Origin of the sequence: Limnohabitans sp. (assembly GCF_046052825.1) — a bacterium.
Classification (GTDB): Bacteria; Pseudomonadota; Gammaproteobacteria; order Burkholderiales; family Burkholderiaceae_C; genus Limnohabitans.
Genome location: NZ_JAVLFP010000028.1, coordinates 1 through 16839, shown reverse-complemented (window position 1 = coordinate 16839; position 16839 = coordinate 1). Strand labels below are relative to the sequence as shown.

Below are 16839 nucleotides of genomic sequence, written 5' to 3'. Positions count from 1 at the left end.
CTCTGCGGGAAGTTACAAATGGCGCCCTCGCGGGATGACGGGCAGCAGCAAGTATGGCTGCGCGTCGGCATCAAAGTGCAGGGTAGTTTCCCCTGCAAACACACCGTGCGGGCGATCCCGTGAGTCGTTGTGCAAGAAGGGTCCGCAGCCCAGCAACTCGTTTTTGAAGTTGGACAACTTCAAACCGGTTTTTTCGGCATAGATGTAATCGCGCCCACGCACCGACAGTGCCAAGCGGTGGCCCGCCGGGATGACGATGGAGGTGGGCCACAGCTCCACGTCCAGCGTGACCGCTTGACCTGGCGTCAAAGGCTGGGCTTGGGTGTGCGTGTGGTAAGGGCGGTAGGGGCGCGTCAGCTCGGCATCCAGCGCGCGATGCGACGCGCGCAACCAACCTTGGGCCACGGGCGTGTGCGGGTCGATGGCACCGGCAAAAGTGACTTCGCGCAGGTCGGGCGTCAAGACACGCAGCACCAAAAACACATCGGCGTCCGTGGTGCTCGACGACACCGTGAGTTGCGCGGCCAATGGGCCGGTCAACTCCATGTCGTGGCTCAGCGGAGCCGACACAAAACTCAAACCATCGCCCATGGCCTGAAAACTCAAGCGCCCTGCTGCGGCTGAATGCTGCTCAGACAAAGACTGGTCCTGGACCGACAAATACATCTTGGTCCATTGCGTCTGCGGCAAGGGCCAGCTGCTGTCGGTGCGTTCCTCAAAGTGCTTGGGGTGGCGCACTTGCACGCGCACCGGCGGCTCTTGGTCCCACCCGTTGGCCTCGCCTTTGAGGAAGTGGGCAAAGAAACGCTTTTGAATCTGAAGGCCGTAGTCGGTGTAGAAGTGGGTCCAGTGCTCTAGGCCATGCATCTCCAGCCACTTGTGCTTGGAGGCGGCGCGCATGAAGCTCTCGGAATTGCCACGCAAATGCAAGCCCTGGCCACCCCAATTGCCAGCCGACAAAAACGGCACGGTGATCTTGTCCCATTGGGCCGACCGCTCGCGGTGGTAGGCGTCGTCTTCGGGGTGCGACAAGATGTCTTGTCCGAACTGGCAGCGGTTGGCGGCCAACTCGCTGTCTGACAGGGTGACGTCCCCACACACCCAGGCACCTGTGGCCGGGCTTTTGGGGCCAAGCTCGCCGACACCGTGTTGCACGGTTTTGACTTGCATGTCGTACCAGTTGTCCCAGAAGGTGGACAAGATGCCACCGTGGTGTGTCATGTCGCGGTACCAGTCGGCTGCACCCTCCCAAATGCACATGGCACTCAGGTACTTGGGTTGGCGGCTGGCCACTTGCCACTGGTTGATGCCAAAGTAAGACACGCCCGACAAACCCACTTTGCCACTGCTCCAAGCTTGCTGACCCGCCCACTCGATACACGCCACAAAGTCATCGGTTTCGCGCGGCGAAAAATGGTCCACATAGCCAGGTGAACGACCACAGCCACGCGAGTCAACGCGCACGCACACATAACCATCGGGCACCCATTTTTCAGGGTCGACCACTTCCCAGTTTTGAAACAGGTTGGACGAGCCATGCGGCACATCGGGGTGCTCGCTGACCATCTTTTGCCAAGCGCTGGGGTAGCCCTCTTGAAATGCCAAACCTTTGGCGTAGGGCCCGTAACTCAACAGCACCGGGTACTGGCCCGGTGCGATGGGGCGAAACACGTCGGCACGCAAGACCAGTCCATCGTCCATTTGAATCGGGACATCCCAATCGATGGTCATGCCGGCACGGACTTCGGTGAATGTGCTGTCGTTGAGGGCGGTCAAGTGGGTCTCCAACGCATTCAACAAGATGGGTCAGTGGCCGATGGCGGCGTTGACACGTGGCATCACCTCGTTGGCAAACAGCTCCATCGAGCGCTTGCCCAAGGCGGGGTCCATCCAGTCGTGGCAGGCGTACAAGAGGTTGCCAAAGTCGCCCACTTGTTCGCGAAAGGCCAAGATCTGATCCACCACCGAGTTCACGGTACCGGCCAACACCAAGCGGTTGGTCACGTATTCTGGGGTGACCAAGGCGTCGTCCATGTTGGGGTCGGTCTTGAACAAATTGCTGCGCCCGCCGTTGAGCATCTTGCGCACCAACTGCTTGAAATAGAAATGGTAGGGCCCCCCCTCCTCCAAGCCATAGCGCTTGGCGGTGGCGTCGTCGTCAGCCACAAAAATGCTCTTGGCCACGCGCCATTCGCTGGGGCTGGCGACAGAACCGACGGCGTCACGACCTTCCACATACTTGGGCCAGTGGGTCTTGACCCATTCAGGCATCAAGAAGTTGGCAGAAATAGGCTGCCAGCCGCGCTTGGCCATTTCGGTCACACCCTTGGAGAACGGGGCCACGGCGGTGCCCACGATCAGGGGGTGCGGCCGCTGGTAGGGCTTCATGATGAAGCCTTGGCCGATTTCAGGCAGCATGGTTTTACCGACAGAGACTTTCCAGAACTCGCCTTCGATGTCGTACGGTGGATCCGATTCCCAAATTTTGAGCACCATGTTGATGCTCTCGACAAACATCGCGTTGCGGTCTTTGCCAAAGTTGCCAAACACCTCGGCATCCGACATCAAGCCGCCTGGGCTGATGCCCATGATGAAACGGCCCTTGAGCATGTGATCCATCATCGCTGCTTGAGCGGCGATTGCCGCAGGATGGGCATTGGGCATGTTGATGGTGCCGGTGCCCAGCATGATTTGCTTGGTTTCAGAGATCAAGCTGGCCAAAAAAATCATGCTCGAGGTCACGGTCTCAGCCGCATCGGTGACGTGTTCGCCGACATAAGCTTCGCTGTAACCGCAACGGTCCGCCAAGAGAATGGCTTCGCGGTCCTCTGCCAAAGTCTCGCCAATGTTTCGTCCGGGCGGGTGCAATGGCATCATGAACATGCTGTGTTTCAATGTCTTCTCCTTGAATGGTTGGTTTGAGGCGCTCAGGCCACGCTGTATTCAGCACCCTGCACATAGCTGCCTTGGCAAAAGAGCAACGTGGGTTTGCGCTCATAGGCATAGCGCTCCACTTGACCCAAAAATAAGATGTGGTCTCCCACCACCAAGCGTTCGGTGGTTTTGCATTCCAGGGTTGCCACGCAGTCGTTCAATACGGGCAGGCCATCGAGGCCCAAGCTGTGGTTCACACCCTCGAATTTGTTGGTCAGACCCGCACTTGAAAAACGTTTGGACAAGTCGACTTGGTCCAGCGCCAAGATGTTGATGACGAAGCGACCGGTTTGGTCGAACACATCCAAGCTGGGGGAGCCTTTGACCAAGCTCCAAAGAACAATGGGCGGGTCCAGAGAAACTGAACTGAATGAGTTGGCGGTCACGCCCACCAATCGGGTCTGCGCATGGCCCGAGGTCACCACAGTGACGCCGGTTCCGAAACTTCCGAATGCGTGGCGCAAGTCGCGCGGGTCAAAAACAGGCTGCTTGGTGTTCATATGATCACTTTAAAGTGATCACGTGATCAACAGCATCAGTGTTTTCCCTAGGCGCGCACTTTATTTCGAGGTTTCTTGTCGGGCGTCATGCCCAAGATTTGGGGCAACACCACGCGAGCCCCGGCCATGAAGTGCGCGATGGTCACCCGGATCATGTCGTCCACATCGTCCTCAATGGGCACATTGAAAATCCAGCGCCGCTGACCAAAGTAAAAAATGCGCGCATTGATGCTCCACACCAGTTCGATCTCGGCCGTTTTGAGCGGCAACTCTTTGACCGTTGGCAGCTTCAACTCGTGGCGCAACTCGGCCGCGACCGGCTCCAAAATTCGGCTGCGCAAGACGTCGAGGTATTTTTTGTTGATGCTCTCGCCACGCAAACCCGAAAACATGAAGATGCGCACCCAGTCACGGGTCAATGCGGCCTTGGAGTATTCGATGTAGAGGCTGACCAAGCGCTCTTCCAAAGCAATGCTGCGGTCTTGGATGACCGACTCCCAAAACGGATTCCAACGTCCGAGGTACACCTCTTCGTAGACCCGGTCAATCAAGGCTTCTTTGTTGGGAAAGTATTTGTAGATCAGCGACTGCGTCACCCCCAAGCGCCGCGCCAACTCACGCGTGTCGCCACTGAAACCCACTTCGGCAAAGAACTCCACCGCGCCGCGCGCGATCTGCTGCTCGCGCTCTTGGCTGCTGAGGCGTTTCTTTTCAGGGGTGTCTTTTTTCACCATCATCCCGAGCCTGCCCATCAGTCTGGCGATGTCACGGGCTCGATCTTGTGCGAGACCGCCGAAGTCATGATGGCCTCTAAGGCTGCCACATTGGCCAGCAACTCGCGGTGTGTCACCGGATAAGGTCGCTCATGGCGAATGGCGCATGCAAAGGCTTCCAGGTTGGCCAACACCGTGGGGTGAGGTGCGGCAAAACTGGTGACCGGTGCCTGGCCTTGCATGACGCGCTTGATGTCCCAACCCGTGGGGTTTTCTGGGTGGGTGCGGTCCCGAATTTCAAACCAGCCTTTGGAGCCATACACGGCAAAACGTCCTTCAAATGGCGTGGCCAAGATGGCACTGATCAAGGCATTGGCGCCGCCCGGGAAGGCCAGCATCAGCCCCAAGGTGTCGCCATTTTCAAACTCAGAGCCGCGTGTGGCCAAGCGCGCCCAGACAGCCTCGCTCGGGCCCAAGATGGCAATCGCCAAGTCCACCAAATGAATGCCTGTGGCGGTGAGCGGGCCCACCGGTGCGTGTTGGTTGGATAAGCGCCAATTGTCTTTGGGCAGGGCAAAGAATTTGTCTTGGCTGAAGTTGGCCTCAATTTGCAAGATGGTGCCAAAGGTACCGGCCTCGATCTCGCGGCGCAACTCGATCACCGAGGGCTCAAAGCGCCGCTCATGGCCAATGCCCAAGACCCGCTGGTGCTGGGTGCAACTTGCAATCGCGCGTTGGGCATCTTTCACGGTGAGGCACAAAGGCTTTTCGCAAAACACGTGCTTGCCAGCGTCGGCAGCCGCCACAATTTGGTCGGCGTGCTGCTGGTGGGGCGTGCACAGAATGACCGCCTCCATCTCGGCGATTTGCAAAAACGCGTCAAAGCTGTCCAGCACCTGCACGCCCTGCAACACAGGATCGGCGGCCATTTGCTGGCGCAACTCGGCACTCACCTCCACCACTGCCACCAACGACATGAGGTTGGAGCTGGCAATTTGTTTGGCAATGGTCTTGCCCCACCAGCCGTAGCCCACCAGGCCCATGCGGACCGGTTGGCGTGAAGAGGGGGATTGGGTTGGGCTTGTCACAGCGGTGTCTCCTGAAATGGGTTCTTGTTTTAGACTCTGCACGAATTTACACCAAATAGGAGATCAAATGACCACCAAAACAAAAACGAGCCCTCGCAAAACAACAAAGTCCAGCGCCCTAACCGCCGTCACAACCACGCCGACTCAGGCGAACGCCACCAAGATTGGCTTTCTTGGCTTGGGCATCATGGGCTCGGCCATGTCGGGCAATTTGTTGAAGGCTGGGTTTGCGGTGTTTGGCTTTGATCCCACCGATGCAGCGCGCGCACGGTTGAAAAAAGCAGGTGGCACACCTTGCGCAAGCATGGGCGAGTTGGCGTCCCAGGTGGATGTGATCATTTCATCCTTGCCCCATGCTCAAGCCTTGATCGATGCCTCTCATGCCGTGGCGCTGACGGGCAAAAAAGGTTTGCTGGTGGTCGACACCAGCACGCTCGACATCGACGACAAAATTGCCGCCCAAAAGATATTGGCCAAAAAAGGCATCACCCTGCTCGACTGCCCCTTGTCTGGCACGGGCGCACAAGCGGTGCGCAAAGACCTGTCGGTCTACTCCAGCGGCCCGGCCAAAGCCGTGAAGCAACTCGCCCCGGTGTTTGAAGGCTTTGCCAAAGCCAACTATTACTTGGGTGACTTTGGCAACGGCATGAAGATGAAACTGATGGCCAATTTGTTGGTGGCCATCCACAACGTGTCGACGGCTGAAGTGTTGCTGTTTGGCGAGCGCTTTGGCATTGCGCCCGACGTGGCCGTGAAAGTGCTGGCCGACGGTGCCGGTGGCTCACGCATGCTCGATGTGCGCGGCCCCATGATGGTCAACCAAAGCTGGGACCAAGCCACCATGAAGGTGTCGGTGTGGCAAAAAGACATGAAGCTGATCGGCGCGGCTTTGGCCCAAACGCACACCGCAGCGCCCTTGTTTGCGGCCACCATCCCGGTCTACAACGCCGCCATGGGTTTGGGCCATGCCGAGAACGACACCGCAGCGGTGTTTGATGTGCTGTCGCACATGTGTGTGCCCAAGAAAGCGGCCAAAGCCAAAGCAAAACCCCAAGTGAAAGCCAAGGCCAAATAAAGGCAAGGCCAGCGGCTTGGCGCGCCAAACGCCAAGCCCATCGCTTCAGGCAGCAGGCGTGACCGCCCCCACGGCCGCAAACAAATTGCGAATCACATCGGCCTCGATGTTGCGGGTGATGAACACCAGCCGTGAATCGGTGTCAGCACTGGGCCAACGGTCCAGCTCCACGGGGGTGTGAAAAATATGCTGCACCCCCTGCACCACCACCGGTTTGCCATCCACATTGACGATGCCTTTGACGCGCAACAAATCAGGACCGCGCAAGGTGCTGAGCAACTCCAGCGCGGCTGAAAAAGACGTCCACTGGAACGGCTGTTTGAAACGCAAGGACACCGTGCGCACCGAGCGGTCATGCGTGGCAGCCGCCTGCGCCAAATAACGCCCGCCCTCGGGTGCATCGGTGGCGGTCGAGCCATCGAGCGCCTCGCCCAAAAACCGCAAAGTCTGCTGACCCGCACGCGCACTGGCAAGCCCCAATGCCATCAGGGCGTGGGGTTCAATCTCGCCGTTGACCAAGGTGTCGATGCTGGCTCTGGGGTTGAGCGTGCCAATGGCGTCACGCAAAGCTTGCAGCGTGGGCGCATCGGCCAGGTCCGACTTGGTGATGAACACCTTGTCGGCAATCGCAATTTGTTTGACAGCTTCGGTCTGGTCTTGAATTTGTCCCAGGCCCAGCACGCCGTCGACCAAGGTGATCAGGCCGTCGAGCCGGTACTGCGCTTCCAGCAAGGTGTCACTGGCCAGGGTCTGCACCACGGGTGCGGGGTCGGCCAAGCCCGTGGTCTCTACGATGACACGGTCAAAGTCAAACACCTCACCCACACGGCGTTGCGCGAACAAGTCACGCAGTGTTTCTTGCAGGTCGGTGCGCACCGAACAACAGATGCAGCCATTGGCCAGCAAGGTGATGTTCTCAGAGGACAGGGTGACCAAGTCATGGTCAATGCCAATCTCGCCCACTTCGTTGATGACCACCGCCACACGCCGCATGTCGGGGTGCTTGAGCAATTTGGAGATCAGCGTGGTTTTGCCACTGCCCAGAAAGCCGGTGATGAGGGTGACAGGAATTTTTCCTGCCAGCGCGTCGCGTTGCCAAGTCACGGATGGGTCTTCAGATGTTCATCTCAAGAATGTAGAGGCCACCGGTGAAACGGTCCACGGTGTAGACGATGCGGCGGTCATCCACGTACACATCGTTCAACTGAATCGCGCCAGCCGGTGACAGCTTGGGCGCACCGGGCACAAAGTACGCAATCTCTTGCACCTGGTAAGGGTTGCGGGTGTCGTACACACGCACGCCCGCATTGAAGAACGAACCCACGATGATGGTGTCGGAGCGAAACGAGGTGGGGCCAGGCAAGTTCTCGTGCAAGTTGTGCGCCCCAAAACGGCCACCGCGTTTGGCGAATGCCTCAAACGATGGCGCAGGGAACGTGCCAATGGGCACAGGGTTGGCTTCGTTGCGGGCGTCGACCACCCACACCAACTTGGGCCAATCAGCGCCGTTGTCTTGCACGCATTCGTCGCTCACGATCCACAAGCCACGGTCAAACAAAGGCAAGACGGTGTGGGTGAACCCATTGAAAGGTGGCGAGTGGTTCCACTGAGACACCACCTTGATGTCTTTCATGTCCGAGATGTCGAGCACCACGGCACCACCGTCGATGTAGCCCACAAAGGCACGGTCAGGACGGTCGGGGAACACGTTGGTGTTGTGGGTGCGAAAACCGGTGTCGAATTGCTTGGGCAAGCGTGCAGGCGGTGGTGCCTCGTCACCTTCACGGGTGCCGGGGTACCACCAGCGGCCCGCTTCAACGGGGTTCGTGGGGTCGGAGATATCAACGATGCGGTAGAACTGGTCATCCAGCGGATTGCGTGGCTGAAAGTCGTGCGCACCCGAGGACATGTGGATGTATTTGCCGTCCACAAACCACACCGCATGCACGCCGCGTGAGTAGGGGCCAGAGCAATCAAAGTGCGACAGCAAGCGCGGTGTCTCGGGTGTGCTCACATCAAAAATGTCCACACCGGCTGGCTTGATGCCAACTTCAGAAGCTTGGTAAGCCACCACCAAGGTGTTGCCCACCACGTCGAGTGAATTGGAACGCAGCTTCATGTGCGGCAACTCGGTTTGCACAATCAGCTTCGGTGCTGTCGGGTCGGTGACATCTACGCCGGAGAAGTTTTTAGGTGCTGATTCGTGCGCCAACCACAAGATGCGGCGACCGTCCGAAGTGAGCTGCATGCCCATGCCCTCGCCCAATCCACCAAAGCCAGCCAGCTCATGGTGGGCCAACAATTTCATGTTGTGTGACAGGGTCTGATCGGCACGTGAAGCGGGGGATGGCGCATGAAGCATGGGTTATCACTCTCTGTATTTTTGACGCTTTGTAATATAACTTGAAGGTTGATTTGTATATCGACACGTAAGTGACTTACCCAAGAAAACAGAGGATAAAAAATGAAATCGGTGTTGCGATCAGGCGTTATCAAACACAGTGCATGGCTCATGGCGCTGGCCATCTCTTGCGTGGCATCTTTGGCACAAGCTCAAAGTTTTCCAAACAAACCCGTCAAGCTGGTGGTGACCTATCCACCCGGCGGTAGCTCAGACTTGATGGCTCGCATCATGGGACAAAAACTCAGCGAGCACTGGGGTCAACCTGTGATCATCGAAAGTCGCCCCGGCGCAGCCGGCTCGATCGGTATGGAATACGCCGCGCGTCAACCCGCCGATGGCTACACCTTTGTGGTGGGCAACTTAGGCCCAGCCGCAGTGAACCCGCTGATCACCAAAGTGCCTTACAGCATGGAGAAAGACTTCATCCCCGTCTCTCTCACCGCCACCGGCCCCAACATCTTGGTGGTGCCTGCCGCATCGCCCTACAAAACATTGGCTGATTTGCTGGCCGATGCCAAAGCCAAACCCGGCGTGTTGAACTTTGGCACCAGCGGTGCCGGCAGCATGGCGCACTTGGGCGGTGAATTGATCATGCGCCAAGCCGGCGTAAAGATGATTGGCGTGCCCTACAAAGGGGGCGGCTTGGCCGTGAACGACTTGATCGCAGGCCAAATCAACATGATGGTGTCAGACGCTCTGCCCGTGAGCCAACACATCAAGACCGGTCGCTTGCGCGCATTGGCCATCACCAGCGCCAAACGTTCACCCATGAGCCCAGACATCCCCACCTTCGCCGAAGCGGGCCTGCCCGGTTTGGTGGCCGTGAACTGGTGGGGCGTGTACCTGCCCACCGGCACCTCCAAAGCCATTGTGGAGAGTTACCACGATGCCTTGGTCAAGATCATGGCCAACCCCGATTTGAAAGACCGCTTTGCCGGTTTGGGTGTGGAAGCACAAGCCAGCACGCAAGACGAGTTCAAAGCGTTCTTGGCCGCCGAGCATGCCAAATATTCCAAGCTGATTGCCGACAACAACATCAAAGCCGATTAATTTTTAAAGTGAGTTTTCATTCATGCGCATAGGCATAGCAGGAACCGGCAAGATGGGCAGCGTCATCGCTGCACGCTTGCACACATTGGGCAATTCAGTGACGGTCTGGAACCGCTCCAAAGAGCGGGCCCAGGGCCTGATCGACTCAGGCATTGGCTGGGCGGCAACGCCCGCCGAATTGGCCGCGCACTGCGACGTGGTGCTAAGTTTGGTGACCAACGAACAAGCCTTGGACGACGTGTACCTGTCCCCCCAAGGTTTGCTCAGCGGTGACGTCAAAGGCAAGCTGTTCATTGAGATGAGCACGGTCAAACCGGCCAAACAGCAAGAGTTGGCCAAGCTTGCCGAGAACGTGCATGCGGCCTACTTGGAATGCCCTGTCAGTGGCAGCGTAGGCCCTGCCAAAGATGGCAAGCTGATTGGCTTTGTGGGCGGTGACGCACAGCACCTGGAACGCGCCAACGCCGTGCTGACGCAACTCTGCCGTCGCATTGAGTTTGTCGGCCCCCACGGCTCAGGGGCCACCATGAAACTGGCCATCAACCTGCCGCTGATGGTGTACTGGCAGACCTTGGGCGAAGCCCTGTCGCTGATTGCACCTTTGGGCTTGGACCCACAGCGGGTGATTGAGGTCTTTTCGGAATCTTCCGGCGGCCCCAATATGCTCAAAGTGCGCGGTCCCATGATTGCGCAAGCCTTGGCAGGCGAGAAGAACGATGCGGTCACCGTGGACGTGGCCACCATGCGCAAAGACGTGCGCGCGATGTTGGCCCAAGCGCAAGCGCATCAGCGCAAGCTCCCTTTGACCGAAGCCACGCTCAAGAGTTTTGATGCGGCTGCAGACAGCGGCCTCAATGCCTCCGACTGCTCTAAGCTGTTGGTGTGGTGGCTCGGTGAAGGCGGCAAGGCCTGATCAGACAAGCCGCTTCATGCACACAGGGCCACATCCAAGATGTGGCCCTGTTTTTTTAGTCGAGCTTCATGTCGCGGATGACGGAACGGAACTGGTCCATCTGACGGCGCAGCATGGCGTCTTGCTCGGCAGGGGTGGAGCCCACGGGGTCGGCGCCCAAATCGGCCAAGCGCTTCATCACCTCGGGGTTGCGCACGGCAGAGGCGATTTCTTTGTGCAAGCGCTCAATGATGTCTTTGGGCGTTTTGGCGGGGGCAAACACGCCGTTCCAACCTTCCAGCTCCAGCGAAGCAAAGCCGAGTTCGCGCACCGTGGGCACATCGGGCAAGCTGGCAATGCGTTTAGAGGCCGTGGTGGCAATGGCTCGCAAACTGCCGTTGCGAATTTCGGCCAACGACGATGACAACTGGTCGCCACCGATTTGAAGACGTCCACTCAGCAACTCTTGCTTGAGCGGTGCCGCACCTTTGAACGGCACGTGTTCCATCTCGACCTTGGCATCGCGCTTGAAGGCTTCGCCCAACACGTGGACGGCAGTGCCAGGGCCGGTAGAGCCGTAGTTGTATTGCAGGCTTTTGTTGGTCCTCAGCAAATTAGCCAGCTCACGCAAATCTTTGGCGGGCACGGCAGGGTTGGCGGTCAATACGAACGGCACATACACCGCAATCGACACACCGGCAAAGTCTGTCTCTGCATTGAACGGTGAACGGTTGGCCAAGGACTGGGCCACATACGACAAGGGGAACGAAATGTTGTGCATCAACAGCGTGTAGCCGTCGGGCGCCGCCTTGGCCACCAAGTCAGCCCCAATGGCGCCACCGGCACCGCCCTTGTTGTCCACCACCACGGGCTGGCCCATGGTCTCGCTCATGCGCTGCGCCACGATGCGCGCCACGATGTCGGTGGTGCCACCGGCTGGGAACGGCACGATCAACTTGATGGGTTTGGACGGATACGTCTGAGCCATCACCGCAGTGCTGCTGAGCGCGGCAAGCGCCACCAGCCCAGTGGCCAATGCCTGAACCATGCGTCGTTTCGTGAATGCCATGTTGTGTCTCCTCGGGTTTAAAACTTGACGTGCGCGCTGCCTTTGAGTTGCAGCATCTCACGGGCCTCATCGGGCGTGGCCACCTCGTGGCCCAGGCCCTCGATGATTTGGCGCACCTGGCGCACTTGGTCGGCATTGCTTTTGGCCAAGGTGCCTTTGCCTTGCCACAAGCTGTCTTCCAGGCCCACACGCACGTTGCCACCCATGCCAATCGACAAGGTGGCAATGCGCATTTGGTGGCGACCGCCGCCCAGCACCGACCATTGGTAGTCTTTGCCAAACAAGCGGTCGGCGGTGCGTTTCATGTGCATCACGTCTTCTTCGTGCACGCCAATGCCACCCAGAATGCCAAACACCGACTGCACAAAAAACGGTGGCTTGATCAAGCCACGTTCGGCAAAGTGCGCCAGGTTGTAAAGGTGGCCAATGTCGTAGCACTCCAGCTCAAAGCGCGTGCCGTTGGCGGCACAGGCGGCCAAGGCGTATTCGATGTCTTTGAAGGTGTTGCGGAAAATCAAGTCACGGCTGCCCTCTAAGTGCTCTTTCTCCCAGGGGTGCTTGAAGGTTTTGAAACGCTCCAACATCGGGAACAACGCAAAGTTGATGGAGCCCATGTTGAGCGACGCCACCTCAGGTGCAAAGCGCAGCGAGGGCTGAATGCGCTCATCGATCTTCATGAACGGCGAGCCACCGCTGGTGAGGTTCAGCGCGGCGTTGGTGCGGGCTTTGATTTGCGGCAAGAACTTGGCAAAGGCCTCGGGGCTTTGGTCGGGCTTGCCGGTGATTGGGTCGCGCGCATGCAAATGGATGATGGCCGCGCCTGCTTCAGCGGCGCCGACCGAGGCCTCGATGATCTCCTCTGGGGTGACCGGTAAATAGGGCGACATGGACGGGGTATGGATAGCCCCCGTGACAGCACAGGTGATGATGACTTTGGACATGGTTCGCAGTAGACAACTAAGACCGAAACATCGTATTTCTCGCGGACCGCTTTCACACGCGCGTTAACCCTCTGCCACTGCGCGGACATGCCAAAATCTGTCGCATGCGGCACACCTGTTGCCTAGGTGGACACTGCATCTGCTTGTCTAATCAACCCCCCAAACAGCCCAAGCTGTTGGCTGTTTTTTTCACTTTCATTCCAAGGAATTCTCATGTCCAAACTCACGCTCGACGCTGCCCTGAAAATTGCACAAGAAGCGGCCAAAGCCGCTCGCGTGGCGGGCTACCAACCCATGGGCATCGCGGTGCTCGACCCAGCCGGTGACTTGGTGACCTATGTGCGTGAAGACGGCGCCAGCATGTTCCGCTTTGACATTGCCAAGGCCAAAGCCTGGGGTGCAGTGGGCATGGGTGTGTCCAGCCGCGTGTTGGCCACGCGCGCCAAAGACAACCCCAACTTCTTTGTGTCCTTGTCGGCCACATCGCATGGCCAGTTCTTGCCCCAACCCGGCGCCGTGTTGATCAAAGATGCACAGGGCAACATCTTGGGTGCTGCGGGCGCGAGCGGCGGCACCGGTGACGAAGACGAAAAAATCTGCATCGCCGGCATCGAAGCTGCGGGTCTGGTTGCAGGCTAAGCCGGTGGACCAGGGGGGGGTCGCCCCCCTGCCCTTGGTGTCCCCTTAAGCCATCTTGGCCAGCAACGCCGGGGTGATGTCGGCCACGCTGCGCACGCCACAAAGTTGCAAGGTGCGCACCAGCTCGGTCTGCAAAATCTCCAACGCGCGTTGCGCACCGCGGTCCCCGTCCGACACGGCCCCAAACAAAGTGGCGCGCCCCAGCAGCACACCCCCTGCGCCCAGAGCTTTGGCCTTGACCACATCTTGACCACGGCGCACACCGCCATCGACCCACACCGGCACACGGTGCGCTGCGGCCTCAACCACACCGGGCAAGGCGTCGAGTGTGGCCACGGCGCCATCGAGCTGACGCCCGCCGTGGTTGGACACCACCAAGGCATCACACCCCATGGCGCAAGCTCGGTCGGCATCGTCTGGATGCATCACCCCTTTGAGGATGAGCTGACGCGGCCACAGGTCCCGGATTTTTTGCAAGGCCGCCCAATCGAAAGACGCGTCGTAATTGCGCCCCACCGACGACGCCATGCTCGATGCGCTTTTGGCCTGGTCGTCCAAACCAATCAGGTTCTCCATCACCGGCATGCCACGGCTGAGCATGTGCCAGCACCAACCCGGCTTTTGTGCAAAGTCCCACACGTTCTTGGGTGTGAAACGAAAAGGCACCGAAAAGTGGTTGCGCTGGTCGCGTTCGCGCTTGCCGCCTACGGGCAAGTCCACGGTGATCATCAAGGCCTCGTAGTCGGCCACGCGGGCCCGCTCAATCAAGCGCGCCAGAAATGCTTTGTCTTTGAGGATGTAGGCCTGAAACCACAAACGGCCCGGCGCCGCATCGGCGATGCGTTCAATTGACGCTGTGGCCGTGCTTGACAAGGTGTAGGGAATGCCCGCCGCCACAGCGGCTTTGGCGATGGCGACATCCCCTCCGGGATAACCAAAGCCCACCGCACCGGTGGGCGCAATGGCCATGGGCATGGCGATGGGGCGGCCAAAGATCTCACTGCGGGTGTCGATCTGCGACACGTCTTGCAACACCCGTGGCAAAAAGCGGTGGCGTTGAAATGCCGCGCGATTGGCCGCAAGGGTGATTTCGTCCTCGGCTCCGCCGTCAAAAAAATCAAAGATCGCACGTGGCAATCGGCGCTGAGCGGCAGCGCGCAAGTCGGCGATGGAATAGGCGGCAGTCATGGGCGGTTCAGTTCAGATCGGCTTTGACTGCCGCGGCTTTGATCACGCCGTCCCAACGCTCGTAATCGCGTTTCAAGAACGCAGCAAATTCAGCCGGTGTGTCACCCACGATGACCGCGCCCAATTTTTCCAACTGCACCCGCACCTCAGGTTTGGCGAGTGCTTTGGTCATGGCGTCGTGCAAGCGGGTCACCACCGCTTGCGGGGTTTTGGCAGGGCCCATCAAACCGACCCACGGCGCGGTTTCTTCAAAACCACCAAAGCCCGCTTCAGCCATGGTGGGTGCCTCAGGAAACTGCGCCAAGCGCTTGGCCGTGCCCACCGCCAAGACATGCACGCGCTTGGTCGCGACGTAATCGGCCAAACCCACCACCGGATAGATCATGAAATCCACACGTCCTGCCATCACCTCCAACAACGCGGGGCCATTGCCTTTGTAGGGCACGTGCAGCATCTTGGCTTTGGCAGAGGTGGCCAACAACTCAGCCGCCAAGTGCCCCGAGCCGCCACTGCCCGACGACGCAAAACTCACCGCTTCGGGTTTGCTGCGGGCTTGCTTGAGCAAGTCGGGGATGGTGCGCAAGGGCGAGTCATAGGCGGCCACCACCACCATGGGCAACACCGCCGCATTGGAGATGGGGGTGAAGTCGGTCTTGGGGTTGTAGCCCGCTTGCTCACCCAGCAAGATGGGGTTGACGTTCATGCCCAGAGACGAGAACAACAAGGTGTAACCATCGGGGGCTGAATTGCGCACTTCACGGGTGGCGATCATCGAGCTGGCACCGGCTTTGTTCTCCACCACCACCGACTGGCCCAGCGTGGTGGTCATGTCTTTGGCCAACACACGTGCAATCACATCGGTGGGACCACCGGCTGAAAACCCCACCAACAAACGGATGGGCTTGTTGGGGTACACGTCAGCAGCGTGGGTCCAGCCACACAGCGCCAGCAGCGAGACGCTCAGCAAGCGGGTGAAAGTTTGACGGGTCATGTGTGTCTCTTGGAGTTGTGGTGAAAAAAACTGGCCAGGTGCAACACGCATCATGCAATCGCGTGGGTCATGCTGCCCACACCGGTGACTTCCAAGCGAAGTTCGTCACCGGGTTGCAAATACAGCGGGGGCTGGCGAAATGCGCCAATGCCAGCGGGCGTGCCGGTGGTGATCACGTCACCCGGCTCCAGGGTCATGAACTGCGAGACATAAGCCACCAGTGTTTTGACTGGGAACAACATGTCGGCGGTGTGGCCGTGCTGCATGCGCGCACCATTGAGCCAGCACGACACCTCCAAGGCCTGCGGGTCGGGCACTTCGTCACGCGTCACCAACCACGGGCCCATGGGGCAAAAGCCATCCATGCTCTTGGCGAAGGTGGTTTGGGCCGGCGAAATATCAAACTGAAACTCACGTGCACTCACATCGTTGAGCACGGTGTAACCTGCCACGTGCTCCAAAGCTTGGGACTCGGGAATGTGGCGGCCAAAGGCCCCGATCACCACCGCCAACTCTGACTCAAAGTCCAACTTGGTCACACCAGCAGGTCGCACCACGGGTGCACCGGGTGCCACCACCGACGAGGGCATTTTGAAAATGATGCGTGGCTTTTCAAAGGGTGCCACCCCCGTTTCTTTGGCGTGATCCGCATAGTTGCGCCCCACCCCAATGATCTTGCCGGGGCGCGGCACCGGCGCGTACAGGTGCACATCGGTCAGTGCCACTTGAGGCACAGCGCCCCAGGCCACGTGGTCTTGTAACTTGGCAATGGCTTGCGGGCCGGCACTGAGCCAACGCAGGATGCCACCCACCGGTACAGCGGTCCCAACGCGCTGATGGTGCGCCGAAACGCTGGCACTCACGGGCATGGCCTCGATCCAGTCAGAAATATCCAAAACCTGCTGGTTCACCACAACGCCCGTGCGAACCCAATCATCTTGGTGGTGGTAGGTGATGAGCTTCATACGGTGGCAGCGTCAAAGTAACGATTGGCCATGACTTGACAGCGCTTGATGTAGCGCGGCTCGTACGCACGGTAGTCGGGCACGGCGTTGTGCAGCGTGCCCAGGTTGTCCCACATCAACACATCGCCCACTTGCCAGCGGTGCTTGTACTGGTACTTGGTTTGCAATTGGTGCTCAAACAAGAACGCCAAGGTTTGCTCGCTCTCCGCTTCAGGCATTTCGTTGATGCGCATCGAGTAGCCTGGATTGGCGTACAACACTTTCTTGCCTGTGATGGGATGCCGCAAGATGGCCGGATGTGACACGGGGGGTTTGGCCTGGCGTTGTGCGGGGGTCAGGGGCTGTCTCTTATACACATCTGACGCTGCCGACGATAAGGCTCGTGTAGAT

Annotated in this window: 17 protein-coding genes; 4 read left to right on the top strand and 13 right to left on the bottom strand. The window is 59.0% G+C overall.

Annotated features, from left to right (window positions below; translation table 11 throughout):
• Nucleotides 1-12 precede the first annotated feature (12 nt).
• The 5 genes from ACKWJN_RS03960 to ACKWJN_RS03940 are packed head-to-tail and all read right to left on the bottom strand — an operon-like array spanning nt 13 to nt 5235.
• Complete coding sequence (locus ACKWJN_RS03960) at nt 13-1776, bottom strand: CocE/NonD family hydrolase (RefSeq protein WP_408594726.1); 1764 nt, start codon at nt 1774-1776, stop codon at nt 13-15.
• Nucleotides 1777-1806: 30 nt separating this feature from the next.
• Nucleotides 1807-2895 (bottom strand): LLM class flavin-dependent oxidoreductase, encoded by a 1089-nt coding sequence (locus tag ACKWJN_RS03955; protein WP_408594724.1) that lies wholly within the window; start codon nt 2893-2895, stop codon nt 1807-1809.
• Between the two features lie 32 nt (nt 2896-2927).
• The gene (locus ACKWJN_RS03950) at nt 2928-3434 is read right to left on the bottom strand and encodes a flavin reductase family protein (protein WP_408594722.1); all 507 of its coding nucleotides are present in this window, start codon (nt 3432-3434) and stop codon (nt 2928-2930) included.
• A 47-nt stretch (nt 3435-3481) separates the two neighbouring features.
• Nucleotides 3482-4168, bottom strand: coding sequence for a TetR/AcrR family transcriptional regulator (locus ACKWJN_RS03945; protein WP_408594720.1), 687 nt, complete (start codon nt 4166-4168; stop codon nt 3482-3484).
• 17 nt (nt 4169-4185) lie between these two features.
• Nucleotides 4186-5235 carry a Gfo/Idh/MocA family protein gene (locus ACKWJN_RS03940; protein ID WP_408594718.1) on the bottom strand — a complete coding sequence of 350 codons (1050 nt, stop codon included), beginning with the start codon at nt 5233-5235 and terminating at the stop codon, nt 4186-4188.
• Nucleotides 5236-5302: 67 nt separating this feature from the next.
• Here ACKWJN_RS03940 and ACKWJN_RS03935 point away from each other — a divergent pair, with 67 nt between their 5' ends.
• Nucleotides 5303-6310 carry an NAD(P)-dependent oxidoreductase gene (locus ACKWJN_RS03935; RefSeq protein ID WP_408594716.1) on the top strand — a complete coding sequence of 336 codons (1008 nt, stop codon included), beginning with the start codon at nt 5303-5305 and terminating at the stop codon, nt 6308-6310.
• Nucleotides 6311-6355: 45 nt separating this feature from the next.
• On the opposite strand, the gene ACKWJN_RS03930 is transcribed toward ACKWJN_RS03935, so the two are convergent.
• Nucleotides 6356-7414 (bottom strand): CobW family GTP-binding protein, encoded by a 1059-nt coding sequence (locus ACKWJN_RS03930; RefSeq protein WP_408594714.1) that lies wholly within the window; start codon nt 7412-7414, stop codon nt 6356-6358.
• Between the two features lie 10 nt (nt 7415-7424).
• Nucleotides 7425-8618 carry an LVIVD repeat-containing protein gene (locus ACKWJN_RS03925; protein ID WP_408594712.1) on the bottom strand — a complete coding sequence of 398 codons (1194 nt, stop codon included), beginning with the start codon at nt 8616-8618 and terminating at the stop codon, nt 7425-7427.
• Between the two features lie 156 nt (nt 8619-8774).
• Here ACKWJN_RS03925 and ACKWJN_RS03920 point away from each other — a divergent pair, with 156 nt between their 5' ends.
• On the top strand, nt 8775-9764 hold the full coding sequence (locus ACKWJN_RS03920) for a Bug family tripartite tricarboxylate transporter substrate binding protein (protein WP_408594710.1): 990 nt from the start codon (nt 8775-8777) through the stop codon (nt 9762-9764).
• Between the two features lie 22 nt (nt 9765-9786).
• Nucleotides 9787-10677, top strand: a complete 891-nt coding sequence (locus tag ACKWJN_RS03915; protein ID WP_408594708.1) for an NAD(P)-dependent oxidoreductase — start codon at nt 9787-9789, stop codon at nt 10675-10677.
• Between the two features lie 55 nt (nt 10678-10732).
• On the opposite strand, the gene ACKWJN_RS03910 is transcribed toward ACKWJN_RS03915, so the two are convergent.
• Nucleotides 10733-11725, bottom strand: a complete 993-nt coding sequence (locus ACKWJN_RS03910; RefSeq protein WP_408594706.1) for a Bug family tripartite tricarboxylate transporter substrate binding protein — start codon at nt 11723-11725, stop codon at nt 10733-10735.
• A gap of 17 nt (nt 11726-11742) precedes the next feature.
• Nucleotides 11743-12666: a 3-keto-5-aminohexanoate cleavage protein gene (locus tag ACKWJN_RS03905; RefSeq protein WP_408594704.1), complete on the bottom strand. Its 924-nt coding sequence runs from the start codon at nt 12664-12666 to the stop codon at nt 11743-11745.
• A 213-nt stretch (nt 12667-12879) separates the two neighbouring features.
• On the opposite strand from ACKWJN_RS03905, the gene ACKWJN_RS03900 reads away from it, so the two are divergent.
• Nucleotides 12880-13305, top strand: coding sequence for a GlcG/HbpS family heme-binding protein (locus ACKWJN_RS03900; protein ID WP_408594702.1), 426 nt, complete (start codon nt 12880-12882; stop codon nt 13303-13305).
• A 45-nt stretch (nt 13306-13350) separates the two neighbouring features.
• Here the strand turns inward: ACKWJN_RS03900 and ACKWJN_RS03895 are convergent, their stop codons facing one another.
• From ACKWJN_RS03895 to ACKWJN_RS03880, 4 genes are all read right to left on the bottom strand, one after another.
• On the bottom strand, nt 13351-14493 hold the full coding sequence (locus ACKWJN_RS03895; protein ID WP_408594700.1) for an alpha-hydroxy acid oxidase: 1143 nt from the start codon (nt 14491-14493) through the stop codon (nt 13351-13353).
• 7 nt (nt 14494-14500) lie between these two features.
• Nucleotides 14501-15484: a Bug family tripartite tricarboxylate transporter substrate binding protein gene (locus ACKWJN_RS03890; protein WP_408594698.1), complete on the bottom strand. Its 984-nt coding sequence runs from the start codon at nt 15482-15484 to the stop codon at nt 14501-14503.
• A gap of 50 nt (nt 15485-15534) precedes the next feature.
• Nucleotides 15535-16449: a fumarylacetoacetate hydrolase family protein gene (locus ACKWJN_RS03885; RefSeq protein WP_408594696.1), complete on the bottom strand. Its 915-nt coding sequence runs from the start codon at nt 16447-16449 to the stop codon at nt 15535-15537.
• The coding region (locus ACKWJN_RS03880; RefSeq protein WP_408594695.1) for a TauD/TfdA dioxygenase family protein at nt 16446-16839 on the bottom strand (394 nt) is incomplete at its 5' end. The genes ACKWJN_RS03880 and ACKWJN_RS03885, both read right to left, overlap by 4 nt.

Bases quoted from the DNA above. Each gene is read 5' to 3' on its own strand.
- ACKWJN_RS03950 (WP_408594722.1), bottom strand. From the start codon at position 3,434: ATGAACACCAAGCAGCCTGTTTTTGACCCGCGCGACTTGCGCCACGCA.
- ACKWJN_RS03945 (WP_408594720.1), bottom strand. From the start codon at position 4,168: ATGGTGAAAAAAGACACCCCTGAAAAGAAACGCCTCAGCAGCCAAGAG.
- ACKWJN_RS03935 (WP_408594716.1), top strand. From the start codon at position 5,303: ATGACCACCAAAACAAAAACGAGCCCTCGCAAAACAACAAAGTCCAGC.
- ACKWJN_RS03925 (WP_408594712.1), bottom strand. From the start codon at position 8,618: ATGAAATTGTTGGCCCACCATGAGCTGGCTGGCTTTGGTGGATTGGGC.
- ACKWJN_RS03920 (WP_408594710.1), top strand. From the start codon at position 8,775: ATGAAATCGGTGTTGCGATCAGGCGTTATCAAACACAGTGCATGGCTC.
- ACKWJN_RS03915 (WP_408594708.1), top strand. From the start codon at position 9,787: ATGCGCATAGGCATAGCAGGAACCGGCAAGATGGGCAGCGTCATCGCT.
- ACKWJN_RS03910 (WP_408594706.1), bottom strand. From the start codon at position 11,725: ATGGCATTCACGAAACGACGCATGGTTCAGGCATTGGCCACTGGGCTG.
- ACKWJN_RS03905 (WP_408594704.1), bottom strand. From the start codon at position 12,666: ATGTCCAAAGTCATCATCACCTGTGCTGTCACGGGGGCTATCCATACC.
- ACKWJN_RS03900 (WP_408594702.1), top strand. From the start codon at position 12,880: ATGTCCAAACTCACGCTCGACGCTGCCCTGAAAATTGCACAAGAAGCG.
- ACKWJN_RS03895 (WP_408594700.1), bottom strand. From the start codon at position 14,493: ATGACTGCCGCCTATTCCATCGCCGACTTGCGCGCTGCCGCTCAGCGC.
- ACKWJN_RS03890 (WP_408594698.1), bottom strand. From the start codon at position 15,484: ATGACCCGTCAAACTTTCACCCGCTTGCTGAGCGTCTCGCTGCTGGCG.
- ACKWJN_RS03885 (WP_408594696.1), bottom strand. From the start codon at position 16,449: ATGAAGCTCATCACCTACCACCACCAAGATGATTGGGTTCGCACGGGC.